This is a genomic window from Variovorax sp. GW821-FHT09B05 (assembly GCF_059418265.1).
Genome location: NZ_JBWKPN010000012.1, coordinates 170,361 through 193,179, shown reverse-complemented (window position 1 = coordinate 193,179; position 22,819 = coordinate 170,361). Strand labels below are relative to the sequence as shown.

19 protein-coding genes are annotated in these 22,819 nt (G+C 70.0%); 10 read left to right on the top strand and 9 right to left on the bottom strand.

All coding sequences use genetic code 11. The features are described from left to right. Positions 1-3 precede the first annotated feature (3 nt). From uvrA to AC07RM_RS28310, 6 genes are all read left to right on the top strand, one after another. The gene (gene uvrA, locus AC07RM_RS28335) at positions 4-5,799 is read left to right on the top strand and encodes an excinuclease ABC subunit UvrA (protein WP_495336667.1); all 5,796 of its coding nucleotides are present in this window, start codon (positions 4-6) and stop codon (positions 5,797-5,799) included. 218 nt (positions 5,800-6,017) lie between these two features. Then, positions 6,018-7,067 (top strand): ornithine cyclodeaminase, encoded by a 1,050-nt coding sequence (ocd, locus tag AC07RM_RS28330; protein WP_093348135.1) that lies wholly within the window; start codon positions 6,018-6,020, stop codon positions 7,065-7,067. 43 nt (positions 7,068-7,110) lie between these two features. Further along, positions 7,111-8,151: a histone deacetylase family protein gene (locus AC07RM_RS28325; RefSeq protein ID WP_495336666.1), complete on the top strand. Its 1,041-nt coding sequence runs from the start codon at positions 7,111-7,113 to the stop codon at positions 8,149-8,151. A 103-nt stretch (positions 8,152-8,254) separates the two neighbouring features. After that, on the top strand, positions 8,255-9,229 hold the full coding sequence (locus AC07RM_RS28320; protein ID WP_057590734.1) for a tripartite tricarboxylate transporter substrate binding protein: 975 nt from the start codon (positions 8,255-8,257) through the stop codon (positions 9,227-9,229). A 196-nt stretch (positions 9,230-9,425) separates the two neighbouring features. After that, entirely contained in the window at positions 9,426-10,682 is a 1,257-nt protein-coding gene (locus AC07RM_RS28315; RefSeq protein ID WP_495336665.1) for an AAA family ATPase, read from the top strand. Next, positions 10,672-11,283: a DUF4276 family protein gene (locus AC07RM_RS28310; protein WP_495336664.1), complete on the top strand. Its 612-nt coding sequence runs from the start codon at positions 10,672-10,674 to the stop codon at positions 11,281-11,283. Before AC07RM_RS28315 ends, AC07RM_RS28310 begins: the two co-directional genes overlap by 11 nt. A 54-nt stretch (positions 11,284-11,337) precedes the next feature. On the opposite strand, the gene AC07RM_RS28305 is transcribed toward AC07RM_RS28310, so the two are convergent. After that, on the bottom strand, positions 11,338-11,952 hold the full coding sequence (locus AC07RM_RS28305) for a TetR/AcrR family transcriptional regulator (protein WP_495336663.1): 615 nt from the start codon (positions 11,950-11,952) through the stop codon (positions 11,338-11,340). 109 nt (positions 11,953-12,061) lie between these two features. Between AC07RM_RS28305 and AC07RM_RS28300 the strand changes: the two genes are divergently transcribed. Next, positions 12,062-13,330, top strand: a complete 1,269-nt coding sequence (locus AC07RM_RS28300; RefSeq protein ID WP_495336662.1) for an MFS transporter — start codon at positions 12,062-12,064, stop codon at positions 13,328-13,330. Here the strand turns inward: AC07RM_RS28300 and AC07RM_RS28295 are convergent. Further along, the gene (locus AC07RM_RS28295; protein ID WP_495336661.1) at positions 13,327-14,169 is read right to left on the bottom strand and encodes an HAD-IIB family hydrolase; all 843 of its coding nucleotides are present in this window, start codon (positions 14,167-14,169) and stop codon (positions 13,327-13,329) included. The two genes, AC07RM_RS28300 and AC07RM_RS28295, sit on opposite strands and share 4 nt — an antisense overlap. A gap of 114 nt (positions 14,170-14,283) precedes the next feature. Here AC07RM_RS28295 and AC07RM_RS28290 point away from each other — a divergent pair, with 114 nt between their 5' ends. The 3 genes from AC07RM_RS28290 to AC07RM_RS28280 are packed head-to-tail and all read left to right on the top strand — an operon-like array spanning position 14,284 to position 16,956. Further along, complete coding sequence (locus AC07RM_RS28290; protein ID WP_057590739.1) at positions 14,284-15,291, top strand: ABC transporter ATP-binding protein; 1,008 nt, start codon at positions 14,284-14,286, stop codon at positions 15,289-15,291. After that, positions 15,288-16,133: an ABC transporter permease gene (locus tag AC07RM_RS28285; protein WP_495336660.1), complete on the top strand. Its 846-nt coding sequence runs from the start codon at positions 15,288-15,290 to the stop codon at positions 16,131-16,133. The genes AC07RM_RS28290 and AC07RM_RS28285 overlap by 4 nt, the downstream gene beginning before the upstream one ends. Positions 16,134-16,140: 7 nt before the next feature. Next, on the top strand, positions 16,141-16,956 hold the full coding sequence (locus AC07RM_RS28280; RefSeq protein ID WP_093348104.1) for an ABC transporter permease: 816 nt from the start codon (positions 16,141-16,143) through the stop codon (positions 16,954-16,956). Here AC07RM_RS28280 and AC07RM_RS28275 read toward each other — a convergent pair. The 7 genes from AC07RM_RS28275 to pqqA all read right to left on the bottom strand — a co-directional run bounded on the left by AC07RM_RS28275 (position 16,953) and on the right by pqqA (position 22,674). After that, positions 16,953-17,606, bottom strand: a complete 654-nt coding sequence (locus AC07RM_RS28275; RefSeq protein ID WP_495336659.1) for an SIMPL domain-containing protein — start codon at positions 17,604-17,606, stop codon at positions 16,953-16,955. The genes AC07RM_RS28280 and AC07RM_RS28275 overlap by 4 nt on opposite strands. Before the next feature lie 43 nt (positions 17,607-17,649). Next, positions 17,650-19,278, bottom strand: a complete 1,629-nt coding sequence (locus tag AC07RM_RS28270) for a peptide chain release factor 3 (RefSeq protein WP_057590743.1) — start codon at positions 19,276-19,278, stop codon at positions 17,650-17,652. Positions 19,279-19,356: 78 nt separating this feature from the next. Next, complete coding sequence (pqqE, locus tag AC07RM_RS28265; RefSeq protein WP_495336658.1) at positions 19,357-20,514, bottom strand: pyrroloquinoline quinone biosynthesis protein PqqE; 1,158 nt, start codon at positions 20,512-20,514, stop codon at positions 19,357-19,359. Further along, positions 20,511-20,786 (bottom strand): pyrroloquinoline quinone biosynthesis peptide chaperone PqqD, encoded by a 276-nt coding sequence (gene pqqD / locus AC07RM_RS28260; protein WP_093348099.1) that lies wholly within the window; start codon positions 20,784-20,786, stop codon positions 20,511-20,513. Before pqqD ends, pqqE begins: the two co-directional genes overlap by 4 nt. After that, entirely contained in the window at positions 20,783-21,547 is a 765-nt protein-coding gene (gene pqqC / locus AC07RM_RS28255; protein WP_495336712.1) for a pyrroloquinoline-quinone synthase PqqC, read from the bottom strand. Before pqqC ends, pqqD begins: the two co-directional genes overlap by 4 nt. Positions 21,548-21,581: 34 nt before the next feature. Then, positions 21,582-22,502, bottom strand: coding sequence for a pyrroloquinoline quinone biosynthesis protein PqqB (gene pqqB / locus AC07RM_RS28250; protein ID WP_495336657.1), 921 nt, complete (start codon positions 22,500-22,502; stop codon positions 21,582-21,584). Positions 22,503-22,599: 97 nt separating this feature from the next. Continuing rightward, positions 22,600-22,674, bottom strand: a complete 75-nt coding sequence (gene pqqA, locus AC07RM_RS28245; RefSeq protein WP_172705269.1) for a pyrroloquinoline quinone precursor peptide PqqA — start codon at positions 22,672-22,674, stop codon at positions 22,600-22,602. Positions 22,675-22,819 lie beyond the last annotated feature (145 nt).

Below are 22,819 nucleotides of genomic sequence, written 5' to 3'. Positions count from 1 at the left end.
CTCATGACACAGGGCTCCATCCGCATCCGTGGCGCACGCCAGCACAACCTCCAGAATCTCGACCTCGACATCCGCACCGGCGAGATGACCGTGGTCACCGGGCCCAGCGGCTCGGGCAAGTCGAGCCTCGTGTTCGACACCCTGTACGCCGAGGGCCAGCGGCGCTACGTCGAAACCTTCTCCGCCTACGCCCGCCAGTTCCTCGACCGCATGGACAAGCCGGCGGTCGACAAGGTCGAGGGCGTGCCGCCCGCGATCGCCATCGACCAGACCAACCCGGTGCGCTCCTCGCGCTCCACGGTCGGCACGATGACCGAGCTCAACGACCACCTGAAGCTGCTCTATGCGCGCGCGGCCGACCTGTTCGACCGCGAGACCGCGCTGCCGGTGCGCCACGACTCGCCCGACAGCATCTATGCGCAGATCGTCGAGCGCGCCGCGGCCGCGGGCGATCCGCGGCTGGTCGTGACCTTCCCGGTCGAACTGCCCGCGAGCACCACGGCCGACGAGGTCACGCAGTGGCTGTCGGCCAGCGGCTTCACGCGCGTGCAGGCCGAGCGCGAGGTGGCCACGCCCACCGGTCCGCGCAAGGTGCTCGACGTGGTGGCCGACCGCTTCCGCGCCTCGAGCGCCGAGCGCTCGCGCGTGGTGGAGGCGATCGAGGTCGCGCTCAAGCGCGGCAGCGGGCGCGTGACCGTGCATGCGACCGGCGCCGAGGAGAACGCCGTGGCCGACGTGTGGAAGTTCTCCACGGGCCTGCACTGCCCCGAGAGCGACATCCGCTACGGCGACCCGATCCCCTCGATGTTCTCGTTCAACTCGGCCGTCGGCGCCTGCGACACCTGCCGCGGCTTCGGCCGCGTGATCGGCGTCGACCTCGGCCTCGTGATCCCGAACGACAAGCTCACCCTGCGCGCGGGCGCGATCAAGACCATCCAGACCCCGGCCTGGAAGGAGGCGCAGGACGACCTCATGCGCCACGCCGAGGCCGCCGGCATTCCGCGCGACACGCCATGGAACAAGCTCACCGCCGAGCAGAAGCACTGGGTGATCGAGGGCACGCCCAACTACAAGGAGGGCAACTGGAACAAGCAGTGGTACGGCATCCGCCGCTTCTTCGGCTACCTCGAGAGCAAGGCCTACAAGATGCACATCCGCGTGCTCTTGTCGAAGTACCGCAGCTACACGCCGTGCCCCACCTGCGCGGGCGCGCGGCTCAAGCTCGAAAGCCTGCTGTGGCGCATCGGCAGCAAGGAAGACGCCGACGCGGTGCTACCGCCCGAGAAGCGCTTCATGCCGATCGGCGTGAAGTGGACGCGCGCGCAGCTCGAGGCGCTGCCGGGCCTGTGCCTGCATGACCTGATGTTGCTGCCGATCGAGCGGCTGCGCCAGCTGTTCGACCGCATGACGGCCGGCGGCATCGCCACGGCCGGCGAGGCGCAGCGCTCGAGCGCGGCCGGCGAGGTCCAGGCGCTCAAGCTGCTGTTCGAGGAGATCACGACCCGGCTGCGCTACCTGCACGACGTCGGCATCGGCTACCTCACGCTCGACCGCCAGAGCCGCACGCTCAGCGGCGGCGAGGTGCAGCGCATCAACCTCACGACCGCGCTCGGCACCTCGCTGGTCAACACGCTGTTCGTGCTCGACGAGCCCAGCATCGGGCTGCATCCGCGCGACATGAACCGCATCACCGAGGCCATGCTGCGGCTGCGCGACGCGGGCAACACGCTGGTGGTGGTCGAGCACGACCCCGCCGTGATGCTCGCGGCCGACCGCGTGATCGACATGGGCCCCGGCCCCGGCGCGCGCGGCGGCCAGATCGTGTTCGACGGCAGCACCGACGCGCTGCGCGACGCCGACACGCTGACCGGCCAGTACCTGGGCGGGCGCAAGAAGATCGGCATGGGCTTCAAGCGGCTGGTCAGCGAGAACACGCACCGTCTCATCCTCGAGGGCGTGCGCGAGCACAACCTCAAGGACATCAGCGTCGAGTTTCCGCTCGCGCGCCTGGTCTGCGTGACCGGCGTCAGCGGCTCGGGCAAGTCGACGCTGGTGCAGGACGTGCTCGCGCCCGCGCTGATGCGCCACTTCGGCAAGGCCACCGAGACGCCCGGCGCGCACGACCGCCTGCTCGGCGCCGACCACCTCGGCGACGTGGTGTTCGTCGACCAGTCGCCGATCGGCAAGACCGCGCGCTCCAACCCCGCGAGCTACGTCGGCGCCTGGGACGCGATCCGCGAGATCTTCGCCACCGCGCCGATCTCGCGCCAGCGCGGCTACACCGCGAGCAAGTTCAGCTTCAACTCGGGCGACGGCCGCTGCCCCACCTGCGGCGGCTCGGGCTTCGAGCACGTCGAGATGCAGTTCCTCTCCGACGTCTACCTGCGCTGCCCCGACTGCGACGGCAAGCGCTATAGGCCCGAGATCCTCGAGGTGCGCATCGAGCGCCACGGCAAGAGCTACAACGTGGCCGACATCCTCGAGCTGACCGTGGCCGAGGCCGCGGCGCTGTTCGATGCCGACCGCGACGTTCTGCGCGTGCTGCAGCCGATCTCCGACGTGGGCCTCGACTACGTGAAGCTGGGCCAGCCCGTGCCCACGCTGTCGGGCGGCGAGGCGCAGCGCCTCAAGCTCGCGGGCTTCCTGGCCGAGGCCGCCAAGGGCGCGACCTCGAGCAAGCAGGCGGTGGCGCGCAAGGGCACGCTGTTCCTGTTCGACGAGCCCACCACCGGCCTGCACTTCGACGACATCGCGCGCCTCATGCGCGCCCTGCGCAAGCTGCTCGACGCCGGCCATTCGCTGATCGTGATCGAGCACAACCTCGACGTGATCCGCGCCAGCGACTGGTGCATCGACCTCGGCCCCGAAGGCGGCGAGGGCGGTGGCCAGGTGGTGGCCGAGGGCACGCCCGAGCAGCTGCGCGAGAACCGCGCCTCGCTCACGGGCGCCGCGCTGGCCGACTACGAGCTCGCGATCGGCCCGGGCGCCTACAAGGTGGCCGAGCGCGCGGCGCGCCGCTACATCGCGCAGGCCAAGAAGGCGCCGGGCGCCGACGCGGTCGAGATCGTGAACGCGCGCGAGCACAACCTCAAGAACCTCAGCGTCAACATCCCGCGCGGCAAGTTCAGCGTGGTCACGGGCGTGAGCGGCTCGGGCAAATCCACGCTGGCCTTCGACATCCTGTTCAACGAGGGCCAGCGCCGCTATCTCGAATCGCTCAACGCCTATGCGCGCAGCATCGTGCAGCCCGCGGGCCGGCCCGAGGTCGATGCCGTCTACGGCATTCCGCCGACGGTGGCGATCGAGCAGCGCCTGTCGCGCGGCGGCCGCAAGAGCACGGTGGGCACCACCACCGAGGTCTGGCACTTCCTGCGCCTGCTGTTCGTGAAGCTCGGCGTGCAGCACTGCGTGAAGGACGGCGCGGCCGTGCAGCCGCAGACGCCCGACAGCATCGCGGCGCAGCTGATGCGCAACTTCAAGGGCCAGCACATCGGCCTGCTCGCGCCGCTGGTGAGCAACCGCAAGGGCGTCTACACCGAGCTGGCCGACTGGGCGCGGCCGCGCGGCTTCACGCACCTGCGCGTGGACGGCGACTTCCTGCCGACCGCGGGCTTCCCGCGCATCGACCGCTTCAAGGAACACAGCATCGAGCTGCCCGTGGCCAGCCTCGACGTGCTGCCCACGAACGAGAACCAGCTGCGCGAGGCGCTCACGAAGGCGCTCGAGCACGGCAAGGGCGTGGTGCACGTGCTCAGCGAGATGGACGGCCTGCGCGCCGCCATGATGGCCGGCGTGACGGCGGCGGGCATCGGCCGCGTCAGCGTGTTCTCGACCCTGCGCGCCTGCCCGGTCTGCAGCACCAGCTATGCCGAGCTCGACCCGCGCCTGTTCAGCTACAACAGCAAGCACGGCTGGTGCCCCGACTGCGTGGGCACCGGCGTCAAGCTCAGCAAGGAACAGCGCAAGATCTTCGACGACTCGGTGATGGCCGACGACCAGAAGGGACGCGAGCAGACCTTCGCCGAGCCCGACGCCGAGGACGTGGGCGACGTGGCCTGCCCGACCTGCAAGGGCACGCGGCTCAATGCCACCGCGCGCGCGGTGCTGTTCGGTGGCGGCGCGGTCCATGCGCATGCCGGCACGCCGGGCTGGGGCGAGGGCGGCATCGGCATCACCGAGCTCGCGCGCATGAGCGTGACCGACATCCGCACCTGGTTCGAGAACCTCTCGCTCTCGGGCCGCGAGGCCGAGATCGCGCGCGACCTGGTGCCCGAGATCAAGAGCCGGCTCGAGTTCCTCGAGGAGGTGGGCCTGGGCTACCTCACGCTCGACCGCGGCGCGCCCACGCTCAGCGGCGGCGAGGCGCAGCGCATCCGGCTCGCGGCGCAGCTCGGCAGCAACCTGCAGGGCGTGTGCTACGTGCTCGACGAGCCGACCATCGGCCTGCATGCGCGCGACAACCGCATCCTGCTCGACGCGCTGCACAAGCTCGGCGACAAGGGCAACACGCTGGTGGTGGTGGAGCACGACGAGGACACGATCCGCCGTGCCGACCACATCATCGACATCGGCCCGAGCGCCGGCAAGCGCGGCGGCCGCCTGGTGGCGCAGGGCGCGGTCGCCGACATCGAGCAGGCGGCCGAGTCGCAGACCGGCCGCTACCTGCGCGACGCGATCAAGCATCCGCTGCAGGCGCGCCGGCTCATTCCCTCGCCCGACCCGAAGGCGCCCGACAACGGCCAGTGGCTCACGGTGCGCGGCGCCGACATGCACAACCTGCAGGACGTGACGGTCACCGTGCCGCTGCAGCGGCTGGTGGTGGTCACGGGCGTGAGCGGCTCGGGCAAGTCCACGCTCGCGCGCGACGTGCTGCTGGCCAACGTGCAGGCGGTGGTGCAGCAGCGCAGCACCAGGGCCGGCCGCGACGCCGATGCCGCGGGCAAGCGCCCGGCCTGGGCCGGCTGCAAGGGCGTCGAGGGCTACCAGAGCGTGGACCGCGTGCTCGAGGTCGACCAGACCCCGATCGGCAAGACCCCGCGCAGCTGCCCCGCGACCTACATCGGTTTCTGGGACACCATCCGCAAGCTGTTCGCCGACACGCTCGAGGCCAAGGCGCGCGGCTACGGCCCGGCGCGCTTCAGCTTCAACACCGGCGAGGGCCGCTGCCCGGCCTGCGACGGCGCGGGCGTGCGCACCATCGAGATGAGCTTCCTGCCCGATGTGAAGGTGCCCTGCGAGGTCTGCCACGGCGCGCGCTTCAACCCCGAGACGCTGGCCGTGAGCTGGCGCGGCAAGAGCATCGGCGACGTGCTGCAGATGGAGGTGGACGAGGCGGTCGAGTTCTTCGCGAGCATGCCGAACATCAGCCATCCGCTGCAGCTGCTCAAGGACGTGGGACTCGGCTACCTGACGCTGGGCCAGCCTTCGCCCACGCTGTCGGGCGGCGAGGCGCAGCGCATCAAGCTGGTGACCGAACTCAGCAAGGTGCGCGACGACATCACGCGCCGCGGCCAGAAGGCGCCGCACACGCTCTACGTGCTCGACGAGCCGACCGTGGGCCTGCACATGGCCGACGTCGAGAAGCTGATCCACGTGCTGCACCGGCTGGTGAACGGCGGCCACAGCGTGGTGGTGATCGAGCACGACCTCGACCTGATCGCCGAGGCCGACTGGATCGTCGACCTCGGGCCCGAGGGCGGCAACGGCGGCGGCCGCGTGGTGGCGGCGGCGGCGCCCGAGGAGGTGGTGCGGCTGGGCACGCACACGGGCGTGGCGCTGGCCCCGGTGCTGGCGCGCTGAGGCCTTCTTCGGCCGGCACCAACGCCGGACGGTAGCCCCGAACCGTCGGGCGCGGGGGCTTGCCCCTGCGCTCGACGCGGTCGGGGTCGCGGACCTCGCCGCGGCCGCGCGCGCGGCGCAGAATGGAATCGAACCCTTGGCGCAGGCGCTCATCCTGGACCCGCCATGGTGGAACGGATCGGGTGCGGCGCCGGCCGGGGCTCGCAAGGAGTCCTGCCATGACCCGCTTCATCGATGTCCACAGCCTCGTGCGCCTGGTCGACGACACCGGCGTGCCGCAGTTCCTGGGTGCCCTGGCCGATGCGCTGCGCGACGACTTCCTGCGCTGGCGCGAGTTCGACAAGAAGGCCCGCGTGGCCAGCCATTCGCACCTCGGCGTGATCGAGCTGATGCCGGTGGCCGACGACGGCGCCTATGCCTTCAAGTACGTCAACGGCCATCCGCACAACACCGCGGTGGGGCTGCCCACCGTCATGGCCTTCGGCGTGCTCGCCGAGGTCGACACCGGCTACCCGGTGCTGCTGTCCGAACTCACCCTCACCACCGCATTGCGCACGGCAGCCACCTCCGCCATGGCCGCGCGCGCGCTCGCGCGGCCCGGCTCGCGCAGCCTGGCGCTGATCGGCAACGGCTCGCAGAGCGAGTTCCAGGCGCTGGCCTTCCATGCGCTGCTGGGCATCGAAGAAGTGCGCGTGTTCGACATCGACCCGCATGCCACCGACAAGCTGGTGCGCCATCTCTCGGCCTGTTCGCCGATGGAGATCGTGCGCGCGCATTCGGTGGCCGAGGCGGTGCGCGGCGCCGACATCGTGACCACCGTCACCGCCTACCAGGGCCATGCGACGGTGCTCGAGCCCGGGATGATCGAGCCCGGCATGCACATCAACGCGGTGGGCGGCGACTCGCCCGGCAAGACCGAGCTCGACCCCGGGGTGCTGCGCGGCGCGCGCGTGTTCGTGGAGTACGAGCCGCAGACCCGCGTCGAGGGCGAGATCCAGCAGCTGGCGGCCGACTTCCCGGTGCACGAGCTCTGGAAGGTGCTGCTCGGCGAGGTGCCGGGCCGCGAGCGGCCGGACCAGGTCACGGTGTTCGATTCGGTCGGCTTCGCGCTCGAGGACTACACCGCGCTGCGCTACATCCACCAGCTCGCCATCGAGCGCGGCGTGGGCCGGCAGATCGCGCTGGTGCCCGAGCTCGACGATCCCAAGGACCTGTTCGGGCTCACGGCCGCGGGCCGGCGCCGGGCCGTGCTGCGGCGTGCGGCATGATGGGCGGCTGTCCAGCCACGGCGCCCGCCGCCGACCCCGTTTCATGCTCACCATCTACAACGACCGGCACGCACTGCACCAGGGCAAAGTCGAGATGTTCCGCGGCGAGCTCGTGCCGTGCTTCGAGGTGCCGGCGCGCGCCGACCACGTGAAGGCCGAGATCGAGCGCCGCGCGCTCGGCCCGCTGCGCGCACCCGATGCGTTGCCCGACGCACTGCTCGCCAAGGTGCATGCGCCGCGCTACCTCGACTTCATCGCCGGTGCCTGGGACGAGTGGGTGGCGCTCGATCCCGCCAATGCCGAACGCGACGCGCTGCCCTCGTACTGGCCCACGCGCGGCATGCGCACCGACGTGCTGCCCGCGAGCTTCCCCGCGCGCCTGGGCCTGTTCGGCTTCGATGCCGGCACGCCGCTGACGGCCGGCAGCTGGGCCGCCGCGCGGCACGGCGCGGCCAGCGCCTTCACCGCCGCGCAACGCGTCGTCGGCGGCGAGCGCGCCGCCTTCGCGCTGACCCGGCCGCCGGGCCACCATGCGGGCGCCGACTTCTTCGGCGGCTACTGCTTCCTCAACAACGCCGCCGTGGCCGCGCAGGCGCTGCGCGACGCGGGCGTCGAGCGCGTGGCCGTGCTCGACGTCGACTACCACCACGGCAACGGCACCCAGGCCATCTTCTATGCGCGCGACGACGTGCATTTCGCGAGCCTGCATGCCGATCCCGTCACCGACTATCCCTACTACCTCGGCCATGCCGACGAGCGCGGCGCCGGCGCGGGACTGGGCTTCAACCACAACCTGCCGCTGCCGCGGGGCACCGACTTCGCGGGCTGGCGCGCGGCGCTGACGAGCGCGCTCGCGCGCATCGCAGAGGTGAAGGCCGGCGCGCTCGTGGTCTCGCTCGGCGTCGACACCTTCGAGGGCGATCCGATCTCGGGCTTTCGGCTGCGCAGCGACGACTACCTGCGCATGGGCGAGGACCTCGCGCGCGCGGGACTGCCGACGGTGTTCGTGTTCGAGGGCGGCTATGCGGTGGCCGAGGTGGGCGTCAACGCGGTGAACGTGCTCGAGGGCTTCGAGCAGGCCTGAATGTCCTTGCGGCCTTGAGGAAATCAGGGCTGCCCCGGTTGTCTAGTGCCGATCGGCGGGGCCCAATCGCGCTCTTTCAAATTCAGCCGGGACCCCAGCCGCCATGCTCCGCCGCCACACCTTCCTCCGCGCCGCCGCGCTCGCCGCCTGCGGTTTCGCCGCGCCCCTGGCCGCCTTCGCGCAGCAGGCCTTTCCGGCCAAGCCGGTCAAGCTGGTGATCGCCTTCCCCGCGGGCGGCCCCACCGACATCACCATGCGCCAGCTCGCCGACAACGCGAGCCGCATCCTCGGCCAGCCCGTGATCGTCGACAACAAGCCCGGCGCCGGCGGCACCCTGCCCGCGCAGGCGCTGCAGACCTCGCAGGCCGACGGCTACACCATCGCCCAGATCCCGCTCGGCGTGTTCCGCCTCGGCTACACCACCAAGATCAACTGGGATCCGCTCAAGGACATCAACTACGTCATCAACGTGACCGGCTATGCCTTCGGCATCGTCGTGCCCGCGAACAGCCCGTTCAAGACCTGGGCCGACTTCGTCGCCTATGCCAAGGCCAATCCCGGCAAGCTGACCTACGGCTCCACCGGCACTCTGACCAGCCCGCACCTGACCACCGAGCTGGTCGCGCAGAAGGCCGGCATCGAGCTGCAGCACGTGCCCTACAAGGGCAGCGCCGACCTGATGCTCGCCGTGGTCAGCGGCCAGCTCATGGCCGCGGCCGACAGCACCGGCTTCGCGCCGCAGGTCGAGGCCGGCAAGCTGCGCGTGCTCAACACCTGGGGCGAGAAGCGCCTGGCCAAGTTCCCCGACGCGCCCACGCTCAAGGAGCTGGGCTACGACATCGTGCAGAACTCGCCCTTCGGCATCGGCGCCCCCAAGGGCACGCCGCCCGAGGTGGTGAAGAAGCTGCACGACGCCTTCAAGCAGGCGATGGAGGAGCCGAGCTACGTCGCCGCACTGGGGCGCTACGACATGCTGCCCGACTACATGAGCTCGGCGCAGTACACGAAGTTTGCGCAGGACACGGTGGCGCGGGAGAAGGTGTTGATCGAGAAGCTGGGGTTGGCGAAGGAGAAGTGAGAGATTCTCCAAACGCATGCCTGCCAGCACTTGTTGGTGCGCCTCTACGCCAAGCTGGAATATCCGAGAGCCAACCCGGCGAGCAGGACAACTGAAACACTCGTAGCGCTTGCCGCCGTCTTCGCCCATGGTGGTCGTTTGCGGTGGCAATTTTCCGGCAAACTCTGCCCGTTCATTCTCGCCGCCAGGTCGACCCATGCCCGTTTCCACCACTGTTCCTCGTATCGAATATCTGAAGGTTCAAAACTTCCGGGCGCTCAAGCACGTCGAACTCAAGGGCATTACGCCCTTGACTGTTCTGCTCGGGCCCAACGGCAGCGGGAAGTCCACGTTGTTCGATGTCTTCAACTTTCTCTCCGAGTGTTTTCAGAGCGGACTACGGCAAGCTTGGGATAGACGCGGGCGAGCCAAGGAGCTCAAGACGCGTGGCGCACTTGGACCGGTAACCATCGAGATCAAGTATCGCGAGCGACCCAAAACTCCCCTGATCACGTATCACCTCTCGATCGATGAGACCGCCAAGGGCCCAGTGGTCGCGGAAGAATGGCTGGCATGGAAGCGTGGCTCACATGGTCAGCCCTTTCGTTTTCTGAACTATCGGCATGGTGTTGGTAGCGTCATCAGCGGAGAGCAACCTGATGCGGAGGATCAGCGTCTCGACGTCCCGTTGCGTGGTCCTGATCTGATAGCTGTGAATACGCTGGGCCAAATCGCGCAACATCCCCGTGTTGCGGCGTTGCGTGATTTCATTACCGATTGGTATGTGTCTTATTTGTCGGTGGACAGCACGCGAACCCAGCCGGAGTCGGGCCCGCAGGAGCGTCTTTCAAAGACGGGCGACAACCTTCCGAACGTCATTCAGTACCTCAAGGAGAGTCATCCGGCAGAGTTGGACCAGATCATGCAGGTGCTGCGTGATCGAATTCCGCGATTGGAGCGGATTGATGCGTCGCCAATGCCGGATGGACGATTGCTTCTGCAAGTGAAGGATGCACCTTTCGCCGAGCCCGTTCTATCCAAGTTCGCGTCTGACGGTACGCTGAAGATGCTGGCCTACTTGACGGTGTTGTATGACCCAACGCCACCTCAGTTCATTGGCATCGAAGAGCCTGAGAACTTCCTGCATCCGCGCCTGTTGCCCGAGCTGGGCGAAGAATGCCGACTGGCTTCCGAACGCGCGCAGCTATTGGTGACGACTCATTCGCCATTCTTTCTCAATAGTTGTCGTCCAGAGGAGGTGCGGATCCTCTATCGTGACGAGCAAGGATTTACCCAAGCTCAAGTGGCCAGCGAAATTCAGGGAATTTCCGCATTCATGGGCACGGGTGCTTCACTCGGGCATCTTTGGATGGAAGGGCAGTTTGGCATGAGCGATCCGCTACGGAACCAGGGCGCGCCTTGGTCGCTGGCCGGCACGGCATCGGGAGAAAAAAGGGCGCGCCGTGGCGATTGATACCGTGCACGTCCTGGTTGAGGAACCGTCAATGGAAGTCGCGCTGCACGAGTTGCTGCCCAAACTGTTGCGCCAGGGTATTCGAGCGGAGGTTCGCCAGTTTCAGTGCAAAGACGAGTTGCTCAAGCAATTGCCGCAGCGTTTGGCTGGCTACGCGAAGTGGCTACCTGCAACTGCGATGGTCGCAGTGCTTGTAGATCGCGATGACGACGATTGCATGCGGCTGAAGGCTCGGCTCGAGCAGATAGCTGCGAACGCTGGATTGAGGACGCGAAAAACCAGGCGAGGTGGACAATTTCAGGTCATTAATCGCATTGCGATTGAAGAACTGGAGGCATGGTTTTTTGGCGACTGGCCGGCTGTCAGGGCCGCCTATCCGAAGATGGAGGCAACGCTACCTACGAAAGCTGGGTTTCGCGATCCAGATGCGATCAAGGGGGGCACTTGGGAAGCACTGGAGCGTGAGCTGCAAAAGAAAGGCTATTTCAAGCAGGGCCTGCGAAAGCTCGAGCTGGCGCGATCAGTGGCCCGGCACATGGATGCGGCGACCAATCGTTCGGGCAGTTTTCAGGCCTTCAAAGAGGCGCTGGCACAGCTGTAGACGACTCCGCGCATTGCCCGTTGACCGTGGAGGCGGTGCCGGCTTTCACCGAGATCACGGAGGAGTTGCGCATGCGGAGCGATCAATTGCTCCCATCGCAAACAACTCCCCCACCAGCCGCTCCCCCAGCTCCACGCGCACCGGCTCCCCCCCGAACACCAGCCGGAACACGATCGGCGCGATCAGGTGATCGATCACCTGTTCGGCCGTCGGCGTGGCCTCGCCGCGCGCGCGGGCCTGCTCCACCAGGGCCAGCGCCTCGCGCCGGCGGTTGCGCAGGCAGTCGGTGTCCTCGTCGCCGTTGGCCAGCGCGGCCGCGGCCTTCAGCAGCGAGGTGTTGCACGGCTTGGCCAGGTGCTCGATCAGTTCGCGCGCCCAGGCCGCGAGGTCGGCGCGCAGCGTGCCGGTGTCCGGCAGCGGGCGGTCGGGGTCGAGGCGGTGGGTGGCGGTCTCGGCCAGCAGGCCGGAAAGATCGCCCCAGCGGCGGTAGATGCTGGAGGCGCTGACGCCCGCGCGCTCGGCCACGGCCGGCACGGTGACGCGCTCGCGGCCCTGTTCGGCGACCAGTTCCTCGAGCGCGGCGCGCACCTGCGCCTGCACCTGCGCGCTGCGCCCGCCGGGGCGCTTGGCTGAAGAAGAGGAAGCGGCGGACGGGGCGGCGGTGTTCATGGTGAATCGACTTTAACGCAAAGATATTTGCTTTAACAGCGGGAGAGGCCTAGAATCGCAAACGCAAAGATTTGTGCGTTAAGAGCCGTTTCGCGCCAAGGAGTTCACCGTGTCCCAATGCCCCGACCTCGCAAGCCGCCCCGGCACCGCCGCCGCCCCTGTCCGCGCGGCGCCCCTTGCCGCGGCACCCCGGCGCATGCCGGCGGCGCTGGCCTTCCCGCTGCTGGCGGCGGTGCTGTTCGCCTTCTTCTTCGCGGCGGCCGCGCCGTCGCCGCTGTTCGTGGTGTTCCAGCATGCCTGGGGCTTCTCGTCCTCGATGCTGACGGTGGCGTTCGCGATCTACGCCATCGCGCTCCTGATCTCGCTGCTGGTGGCCGGCTCGCTGTCCGACCACATCGGCCGCCGCCCGGTGGTGCTCGCGGCGCTGGTGCTGCAGGCGGTGGCGATGGGGCTGTTCCTGCTGGCGGGCGACATCGGCGGGCTGATCCTGGCGCGCGTGGTGCAGGGCGTGGCGACCGGCATCGCGAGCGGCGCGCTGAGCGCGGCCGTGGTCGAGGCGGCACCGGCCGCGAAGAAGCGGCTGGGCGCGCTGATCACCAGCGTGTCGCCGCTCGCGGGGCTGGCGCTGGGCGCGCTGCTCACGGGCATGGCGGTGCGCTGGACCGGGCAGCCGGTGATGTGGGTGTTCGGGGTGCTGGCGCTGGTGTTCGCCCTCGGCGCGGCGCTGGTGCTGTGGATGCCCGAGACCGTGACGCCGCGCGCCGGCGCGCTGGCCTCGCTGGTGCCGCGGGTGTCGATCCCCGTGCGGGCGCGCGCCGAGTTCGCGCGCGGGCTGCCGGTGTTCATCGCGGTGTGGGCGCTCGGCGGCTTGTTCCTGTCGCTTGCGCCTTCGTTGATGCACCACGTGTTCGGCATCGACAGCGGCGTGGTCAACGGCCTCACGATCGCGGTGCTGTCGGGCGTGGGGGCCGTGGCGCCCACGCTGCTGGGCCGCTTCGCGGCGCCGCGCCCGGCGATCCTCGGCATGGCCAGCCTGGCGCTCGGGCTGGTGCTGCTGCTGGCGGCGCTCGCCACGCGTTCGCTGGCGCTGTTCTTCGTCGGCACGGCGGTGGCCGGCATCGGCTTCGGCGGCGCCTTCTCTGCGCTGGTGCAGACGCTCGCGCCGCTGGCCCAGTCCCATGAACGCGGCGAACTGTTCGCGGCGATCTTCGTGGTGAGCTACCTGGCCTTCAGCCTGCCGGCGATGCTCGCGGGCTTCCTGGTCGCGCCGCTGGGCCTGCTGGCGACGGTCGAGGGCTACGCGGGCGTGCTGCTGCTGGTGGCGGCGGTGGGCACCTGGAACCAATGGGCGCCGCTGCGCCGGCGTGCCGCGCCTTAGTTCGGTCGCGCCGCGAGGATCGCTGCCACCGCCTCGCTGAAACCCGCGCCACGCTCGCCGCGCGTCACGTAGTGCGGCAGGAACTCCAGCTGCGGCACGAAGCGGGCGACGTTCGCCACGCCGATGCTGTGCGCGAAGCTGCGGAACATCAGCTGGTCGTTGGTCGAGTCGCCCACGTAGGCCCAGCGCGCGATCTCGTCGTCGAGCCGGCGGCCCCAGAGCTCGCGAAGGATCCAGCGCGCGCCCTCGAGCTTGTCGTTGCCGCCGTACCAGCCGTTGATGTGGATGCTGCTCACGGTGGCATGCATGCCCTCGCCGCGCATCAGCGCCACCACGCGGGCGATGGTGGCCTCGTCGAGCCGTACGAACTCGCTGTGGTCGATCGCGATGTCGGTCTCGCGGCCCGGCGAGTCGGTGGCGCGGCCGGCGCCCGGAATCTCCGCCTCGATGCGCGCGAGCACGCCCTGCATGCGCCGGTAGTTGGCGGCACGCGTGGGCGCGTCCTGCTGGTAGCGCTTGGCGATGCCGCCGCCGGGCAGCGGCAGCAGCGCCACCGCGCCGTTCTCGGCCACGATCGCATCGACCGGCCAGGCGTTGACGAAGGGCTCGCTCCAGCCCACGGGCCGGCCGGTGATCGCCACCACGTGCAGCCCCGCTGCGCGCAGCGCGCCGAGCGCTGTGAGCGCATCGGCGGTGATCGCGCCCTCGGTGGTCAGCGTGTCGTCGATGTCGGTGAACACGCCCGCGAGCGTGGCGCGCGCGGTGGCGGGCCATTGGCCCAGCGGCAGCAGACGGTCGGGCGAGGCGGGGAGGGAGGAAGACTCGGTGGAGGAGGACATGGCGGACGGCACGGCAGGAGCGCGGATCGTACCGGTGGCCGCGCGCGCCGCGCTTTCGTGTAGCATCCCGCCCCCGCCGGCCGGTCGCGCAGACCGCACCGGCGCGGCCCGCCCATGTCCCAGATCGTCGTCGACCGCCTCCTCAAGACCTACCGCATCGCCGAGCGCGACCCCGGCGTGCTCGGTGCCGTGCGCGGCCTGCTGCACCGCCGCCATCGCACGGTCGAGGCGCTCGCGGGCGTGTCCTTCGCGCTCGAGCGCGGCGAGCTGCTGGGCTTCATCGGTCCCAACGGCGCGGGCAAGTCCACCACCATCAAGATCCTCTCGGGCATCCTGCGGCCCGATGGCGGCAGCGTGCGCATCGACGGGCGCGATCCCTTCGCCGACCGCGAGCGCCACGTGGGCCGCATCGGCGTGGTGTTCGGCCAGCGCACTCAGCTGTGGTGGGACCTGCCGGTGGGCGAGGGCTTCGACCTGCTGCGCGACATCTACCGCGTCGACCGCGAACGCTATCGCCGCACGCGCGACGAGCTGGTGGCGCTGCTGAGCCTCGAGCGCGTGCTCGACCAGCCGGTGCGCCAGCTCTCGCTGGGCCAGCGCATGCGCGCCGAGATCGCGGCCGCGCTGCTGCACGAGCCCGAGATCCTGTTCCTCGACGAGCCCACCATCGGCCTCGACGCGCCCTCGAAGCTCGCGGTGCGCGACTTCGTGCGCCGCGCCAACCGCGAGCGCGGCACCACGGTGCTCTTGACCACGCACGACATGCACGACATCGAGGCGCTCGCGCGGCGCGTGATCGTGATCGGCCATGGCCGCGTGCTGGCCGACAGCCCGGTCGAGGCGCTGCGCGCGCAGGTGCTGGCCGAGCGCCGGCTGGTGGTCGACTTCGCGCAGGAGGCGCAATTGCCCGACGACCTTGGCGCCCACTGGCCCGGCGTGCGCGTGAACGCGCGCGACGGCCGCACGCTGGTGCTCGACTTCGATCCCGCGGCCGTCTCCGCGCCGGCCTTGATCGCGCGCATCGCGGCCGAGCATGCGGTGGAGGACATCCGGCTCGAGGGGCTGGCGATCGAGGCCGTGATCGCGCGCTTCTATGCGATGCATGGAGCGGCCGACGCATGAAGGAAGGATGGCGCGAGATCGCGCGCCCCTACACCGCGGCCTTCGCCTCGCGTTTCCTGCAGATGCTGCAGTACCGCACCGCCGCGCTCGCGGGCTTCGGCACGCAGTGCTGGTGGGGCGGCATCAAGGTGATGGTGTTCGCGGCCTTCTACGGCGGCGCCTCGGCCGCCGCGCAGGCGCCGATGTCGCTCGAGCACGCCATCACCTACACCTGGCTCGCGCAGGGCCTGCTGGTGCTGATGCCCTGGCTGGTCGATCCCGAGGTGGCGCAGTCGGTGCGCACCGGCTCGGTGGCCTACGACCGGCTGCGCCCGGTCGATGCCTATGCGCTCTGGTATGCGCGCAGCGCGGGCTGGATCGCCGCGCGCCTGCTGCCGCGTGCGGCGCTGATGCTGGGCTTCGCCGCCGTCGCGCTGCCATTGCTGGGGCTCGGCGCCTGGGCCTGGCAGCCGCCGGTGGGCGTGGCGGCCGCGCTGGCCTTCGCGCTGTCGATGGGGCTGGGGCTGGCGCTGTCGACCGCGATGGTGATGCTGCTCAACGTCGCGACCTTGTCGGCGCTCAACGAGCGCGGCATCAACGCGCTGTCGGCGCCACTGGTGATCGTGCTGTCGGGCAATCTGCTGCCGCTCGCGCTGCTGCCCGATGCCTGGCAGACGGCGCTGCTGGTGCAGCCGCTGGCCGGACTGATGGACATTCCCGCGCGGCTGTACTTCGGCCAGCTGCGCGGCGCCGACGCGCTGCTGGGGCTGGCGCTGCAATGCTTCTGGATCGCGCTGCTGGTGGTCACCGGCCACTGGCTGCTGGTGCGCACCATGCGCCGGCTGCAGGTGCAGGGCGGGTGAGCGCGGCATGAGCAGGTCCCCCGGATCGATCGCGCTGTTCCTGCGGCTGGTGAAGGCCTCGGTCGGCGCGCAGGCGCGCTACCCGGCCTCGGCGCTGATGCTGACGGTGGGCCAGTTCCTCGTCACTGGCATCGAGGTGGTTGCGGTCTGGGCCATGTTCCACCGCTTCGGCGAGGTGCGCGGCTGGACCCTCGGCGAGGTCGCGCTGTTCTATGGCCTGGTCAACTGCATGTTCGCGCTGGCCGATGCCCTGGGCCGCGGCTTCGACGTGCTGGGCACCGAGTTCCTGCGCAGCGGCGCCTTCGACCGCCTGCTGCTGCGCCCGCGTCCGCTCGCGCTGCAGCTCATGGGCCACGACTTCCGCATCAGCCGCATGGGCCGGCTGCTGCAGGGGCTGGCGGTGATCGGCTTCGCGACCGCGCAGGCCGGCATCGCCTGGACGCCCGAGGCGGTGGCCGTCGCACTGTTCGCGCTGGCCGGCGGCGTGGCGCTGTTCCTCGGCATCCTGGTGCTGCAGGGCACGCTGGCCTTCTGGACCGTCGAGAGCCTGGAGATCGCCAACGTGCTGACCTATGGCGGCGTGCAGGCGGCGCAGTACCCGCTGGCGCTCTACGCGCGCTGGTTCCGGCGCCTGCTCACCTTCGCGGTGCCGCTGGCCTGCGTGGCCTATTACCCCGCGCTGCTGATCCTCGGGCGGCCCGATCCGCTCGGCGCGCCGCACTGGGTGGGCTGGGTGTCGCCGCTGGCGGGCTTCGTCTTCCTCGCGCTGGCGTTTCGCGTGTGGGGGCTCGGCTTGAGGCATTACGCCTCGACGGGCAGCTAGCTGATCAGGAAACGCACGCGAAAGCGCAGCCGGCGTACGCGCGAGGCGCCGTCGATCGCTTCGAAGTCGTCGGCCGGCGAGGCCGCCAGCGGCGCGGCCGCGGCCATCGCGAAGCCGTAGTCGCCATAGGAGCCCGTGCGTTCGGCGTCGGCGCCGAGTTCCTCGACCTGCGCCACCGAGCCGAGCGACACGCCGGCCTCGCGCGCGATCACCTGCGCCCGGGCGCGCGCCTGCTGGATCGCGGCCGCGCGCGCTGCCGATTCGGCCTCGGCCGAGGCGTCGAAGCGCGGCTGCAGCATGTCGACCGAGAGCGAATGGCGCGCGTTCTCGAACAGCGGCTGCAGCGCATCGATCGCGAGGTACAGGCGCTGCGTGTCGCGGCAGCGCAGCAGCACGCGGTGCGAGACCTCCTGCCCCGCGCTCTTGCGGCGGTACCACGGCTGCCAGGTGTCGCGGCCGCCCTCGCTGATCTCGTCGGCGCCGAGGCCCGCGGCCTTGAGCGCGCGGATGGTGTCGTTGCGCAGCCGGGTCGCCTCCTCGAAGGCCGCTTCCGCCTTCGAGGCCTTCACGGTGAGCGTGAGCGCGGCGCGCTGCTCGACCACGGTCTCGGCGATGTCGCCCTGGCCGGCGACTTCGATGTAGGTGTCCATGGCGTTCTCCTGGGTGGCGCGCGAACCCCGGCAGCCTGCCTGCTCAGCCCGCGCTCTGCAGCGCCAGCCCCGCGTGTTCGCGCAGCGGGTGGAAATGGATCTTCGGGAAGCGCTCCTGAGCCAGCCGCACGTCGTACGGCGAGGTGCACAGGAAGGCCAGCGTGTCGGCCGCGTCCTTGGCCATGCGCTGCGGATAGGCGTTGACGAACTCGCGCAGCTCGGCCGGCGTGTCGGCCGTGATCCAGCGTGCGCCGGTGTACTGGCAGCCCTCGAGCCGCACGTCGGCGTCGTACTCGGCCTTCAGCCGGTGCTGCACCACTTCGAACTGCAGCTGGCCGACCGCGCCCAGCAGCATCGGGCCGCCGATTTCGGGGCGGAACACCTGGATCGCACCCTCCTCGCCGAGCTGGGCCAGGCCCTGCTGCAGCTGCTTGGTGCGCAGCGGGTTCTTGAGGATCACGGTCATGAACAGCTCGGGCGCGAAGAAGGGCAGGCCGGTGAACTGCAGGCTCGCGCCGTCGGTGATGGTGTCGCCGAGCTGCACGCCGCCGTGGGTGGTGAAGCCCACGATGTCGCCCGCGTAGGCTTCCTCGACCGCCTCGCGGCGCTGGCTCATGAAGGTCACGACGCTGGTGGGGCGCAGTTCCTTGGCGGTGCGCTGCACCTTGAGCTTCATGCCCGGCGTGTACTTGCCCGAGGCCATGCGCACGAAGGCGATGCGGTCGCGGTGGTTGGCGTCCATGTTGGCCTGCACCTTGAAGACCACGCCCGCGAAGTCCTTGTCCTCGGGCTGGATCTCCTTCGTCACCGGCTGGCGATTGACCAGCGTGGTGCTGGTGCGCGACTGCGGCGAGGGCGCGAGGTCGACCAGCGCGTCGAGCACTTCCATCACGCCGAAGTTGTTCACGCCGGAGCCGAAGAACACCGGCGTCTGCTTGCCCGCGAGGAAGGCCTCGCGGTCCCAGGTGGGCGATGCGCCGGTGGCGAGCTCCATGCTGTCCATCGCGGTCTCGAAGTCGGCGCCGAAGCGCTTGGCCAGCGTGTCGCGTTCGCTCAAGGGGATGGTCTCGAAGTCCTGCGGCAGGCGTTCGCTGCCCGACTCGAACACCGTCATGGCCTGCGTGCGCAGGTTCATGATCCCGCGGAAGCTCTTGCCCTGGCCCACGGGCCAGGTCATCGGCACGCAGGGCATGCCGAGCTCGCGCTCCACCTCGTCGAGGATGTCGAGCGGCTCGCGCACCTCGCGGTCCATCTTGTTGACGAAGGTGATGATCGGCGTGTCGCGCTGGCGGCAGACCTCGATCAGGCGGCGGGTCTGTGCTTCCACGCCGTTGGCCGCGTCGATCACCATCAGCGCCGAGTCGACCGCCGTGAGCACGCGGTAGGTGTCTTCCGAGAAGTCCTTGTGGCCGGGCGTGTCGAGCAGGTTGATCACGTGGTCGCGATACAGCATCTGCATCACCGACGAGGCCACCGAGATGCCGCGCTGCTTCTCGATCTCCATCCAGTCGGAGGTCGCGTGGCGCGAGGCCTTGCGCGCCTTCACCGAGCCGGCGATCTGGATCGCGCCGGAGAAAAGCAGCAGCTTCTCGGTCAGCGTGGTCTTGCCGGCGTCGGGGTGGGAAATGATCGCGAAGGTGCGGCGGCGGCGGGTTTCGGAGGCGAAAGACACGGTAGGGCCAGGTAGAAGGGGTCGGTCGGGCGAACCGGCGATTGTCGCAGGTCACCCCGCGGACCGCACCCCTGTCCCTCAGTTGTGCCCGTGGGGCAGCGACAGCGCGTCGTCGGCCGCGACGAAGCGCCGCGAGGCCTTCGGATCCCGAAACACCAGCGGCTGCGCCGGCAGCTCGCCCGCGTCGGCGCGGCGCACCGCCTCCAGCACCTCGCCGTGCGCGGGGCTCTTGGCGCACACCGGGTCGGCCGCCGCGGCGTCGTGCGCCAGCATGTAGGCCTGGCAGCGGCAGCCGCCGAGGTCGCGCTCCTTGCGCTCGCAGCTGCTGCAGGGTTCCTTCATCCAGCCGGTGCCGCGGTAGCGGTTGAAGCCCTCCGAATCGCGCCAGGCGCTGCGCACGCTGGTCTCGCGCAGGTTCGGGAACGCGAGGCCCGGCAGCATGCGCGCCGTGTGGCAGGGCAGGGCGGTGCCGTCGGGCGCGACGGTCATGAACATGCTGCCCCAGCCGTTCACGCACTTCTTGGGCGCGGCCTCGTGGTAGTCGGGCGCCACGAAGAAGATCCGCATGCGGCCGTCGAGCTTGCGGCGCCAGGCCTCGGTGGCGGCCTCGGCCTGGCGCATCTGCTCGCGCGTGGGCAGCAGGTGGGCGCGGTTCTCGCGCGCCCAGGCGTAGTACTGCGTGTTGGCGAGCTCGAGGTATTCGGCGCCCATGGCCTCGGCCATCTCCACGATGCGGTCGATGTGGTCGATGTTGAGCCGGTGGATCACCACGTTGAGCACCATCGGCCAGCCGTTGGCCTTGATCAGGCCGGCCACCTTCTGCTTGAGGTCGAAGGTCTTCGTGTGCGAGAGGAAGTCGTTCATCTCGCGCGTGGAGTCCTGGAACGAGAGCTGCACGTGGTCGAGGCCCGCGGCCTTGAGCGCCGCCGCGCGCGCCTCGCTCAGGCCCACGCCCGAGGTCAGCAGGTTGGTGTAGTAGCCCAGGCGCCGGGCCTCGGCCACCAGCACTTCGAGGTCGTCGCGCAGCAGCGGTTCGCCGCCCGAGAAGCCGCATTGCACCGCGCCCAGTTCGCGCGCCTCGCGCAGCACGCGCAGCCAGTCCTCGGTGGGCAGCTCGTCGGCATGGCCGGCGAAATCGACCGGGTTGTAGCAGAAGGCGCAGTGCAGCGGGCAGCGGTAGGTGAGCTCGGCCAGCAGCCACAGCGGCGGACCCGGCAGTGCCGTCGTCGCGCTCATTTCAGCACCACCCAGCGCTGCGCGAGCGCGATCTCGAGGAAGGCCAGCACCTCCTTGCCGAGGCCGGTGGTGTCGAAGCATTCCTCGAGGTCGAGCACGATCGCGCGCACGTCGCTTTGGCCGTCGCAGCGCTTGAGGATCTCGCCCGCGCTCTGGTTGAGCTTGACCATGCCCTCGGGGTAGAGCAGCACGTGGCAGTCCTGCGCGGGCTCCCACTGCAGCCGAAAGCCGTCGGCGATGCCGGGCCGGCTGTCGAGCGTGGGCGCGCTCATGCGGCACCTCCCTCGGCGGCCGGTGTCACGCCATAGGCCAGCGCCATCGCATCGTTCATGGCCCAGAGGATGTCGAGCTTGAACTGCAGGATGTCGAGCGCGCGCTCCTGCTGCGCGCGCGTGGCGAAGTGATCGAGCGTGAGCGCCAGGCCCTGCTCGACGTCGCGCCGCGCCTGGCTCACGCGGTTGCGGAAGTAGGCGAGGCCGCCGGGCTCGATCCACGGATAGTGCTCGGGCCAGCCGGCCAGCCGCTGCTTGTGGATCTCGGGCGCGAACAGCTCGGTCAGCGAGGAGCACACGGCCTCCTGCCAGGGCGCGCGGCGCGCGAAGTTCACGTAGGCATCGACCGCGAAGCGCATCGCGGGCGTCACGTGGCGCAGGTCGACGATCTCTTCGCGCGCGAGGCCGGTCGCGATGCCGAGGCCGATCCAGGCCTCGATGCCGCCGGGATCGTCGCCGCTGCCGTCGTGGTCGACGATGCGCTGCACCCAGCCGCGCCGCACCTCGCGCTCGGGGCAGTTGGAGAGGATCGCCGCGTCCTTCACGGGAATCGCGATCTGGTAGTAGAAGCGGTTCGCGGCCCAGCCGCGAACCTGCGCGGGCGTGGCGCGGCCCTCGTTGAGCATGCGGTTGAACGGATGGTGGATGTGATAGGCCTTGCCCCTGGCGCGCAGCTGCGCCTCGAACTCGGCGTGGCTCCAGGCCGGCTCGCCGCTGGGCGTGCGCGGCGGCGCGAGGGAGATGTCGATGAGGGCGATGATGGGCTCCTGGGTCCTGGCTGTTCGTTCGTCGTGCTCAGAGCACGATCTCCATGCCGTCGAAGGCGACCTCGATGCCGCGCCAGTCGAGCTCGGCGCGCTCGGGCGAGTCCTCGTCGAGGATCGGGTTGGTGTTGTTGATGTGGATCAGCACCTTGCGCGTGCGCGCGGGCAGGTCGGCCAGCCATTCGAGCATGCCGCCCGGTCCCGACTGCGGCAGGTGGCCGATGCTGCGGCCGGTCTTGCGGCTGAAGCCCAGCGCGATCATCTCGTCGTCGCGCCAGAAGGTGCCGTCGACCATCACGCAGTCGGCCGCGCGCATCGCGGCATCGACCTCGGGGCTGTGCGCGCCGAGGCCCGGCGCATAGAAGGCGCTGCGGCCGCTCGCGGTGTCGGTCAGCGTGAGGCCGATGTTGTCGCCGGGCACGGGATGCTCGCGGTGCGGCGAGTAGGGCGCGGCCTTGCCGACCAGCGCGAGCGCGCGCAGCGCCAGGCCGCTCACGCCCGGCACCTCGAAGTCGCGGCCGTCGAGCGGCAGCTCGTGGTGCGCGACGCCGCAGAAATGCGAGAGCACGCGCAGGATCGGGTTGCCCTGCGTGAGGTCCTCGTGGACCGGCCCGGTGCACCACAGCGGCAGCGGCGCGCCGCGCTCGCGCAGCATGTAGAGGCCGGTCGAGTGGTCGATCTGCCCGTCGACCAGCACCACGCCCGCGATGCCGGTGTCGCGCGGGCCGCGCCCGGGCTGCAGCGCGGGCGTGGCCTTGATCTGTTCGAGGATGTCGGGCGAGGCGTTGACCAGCACCCAGTCGTCGCCCACGTCGCCCTTGGCGCAGATCGACGACTGCGTGCGCGCGCGGGCGCGCACGGTGCCCGCGCGCAGGCCGGCGCAGTTCGCGCAATTGCAGTTCCACTGCGGAAAGCCGCCACCGGCGGCGGCGCCCAGGACGCGGATGTGCATGCGGTGCAGCGCCGCGACGCGGCGCGAGAGAAGGGGGAGGGGAAAGCGAAACCGGCACGGACCGCCGAAGCGGGCCGTGCCGGAAAGGGCGTGGCGCTCAGCGCGCCGCCACGTACATCGTGATCTCGAAGCCGAAGCGGAAGTCGGTGGCTTGAGGGGTGGTCCAGGTCATGAAGTCTCCTTGAGGAATTCCATTCGCAGGCGAAGGTCGATGGACGCCTTCGGAAGCGGCGAAAGCGCGCTCCGCGGACAGCATACCCAGTTTGAGTGGTGCGCGCAGCGTGGTTGCAGTACCCGTCGTGGCGTGGGCGTGGTCC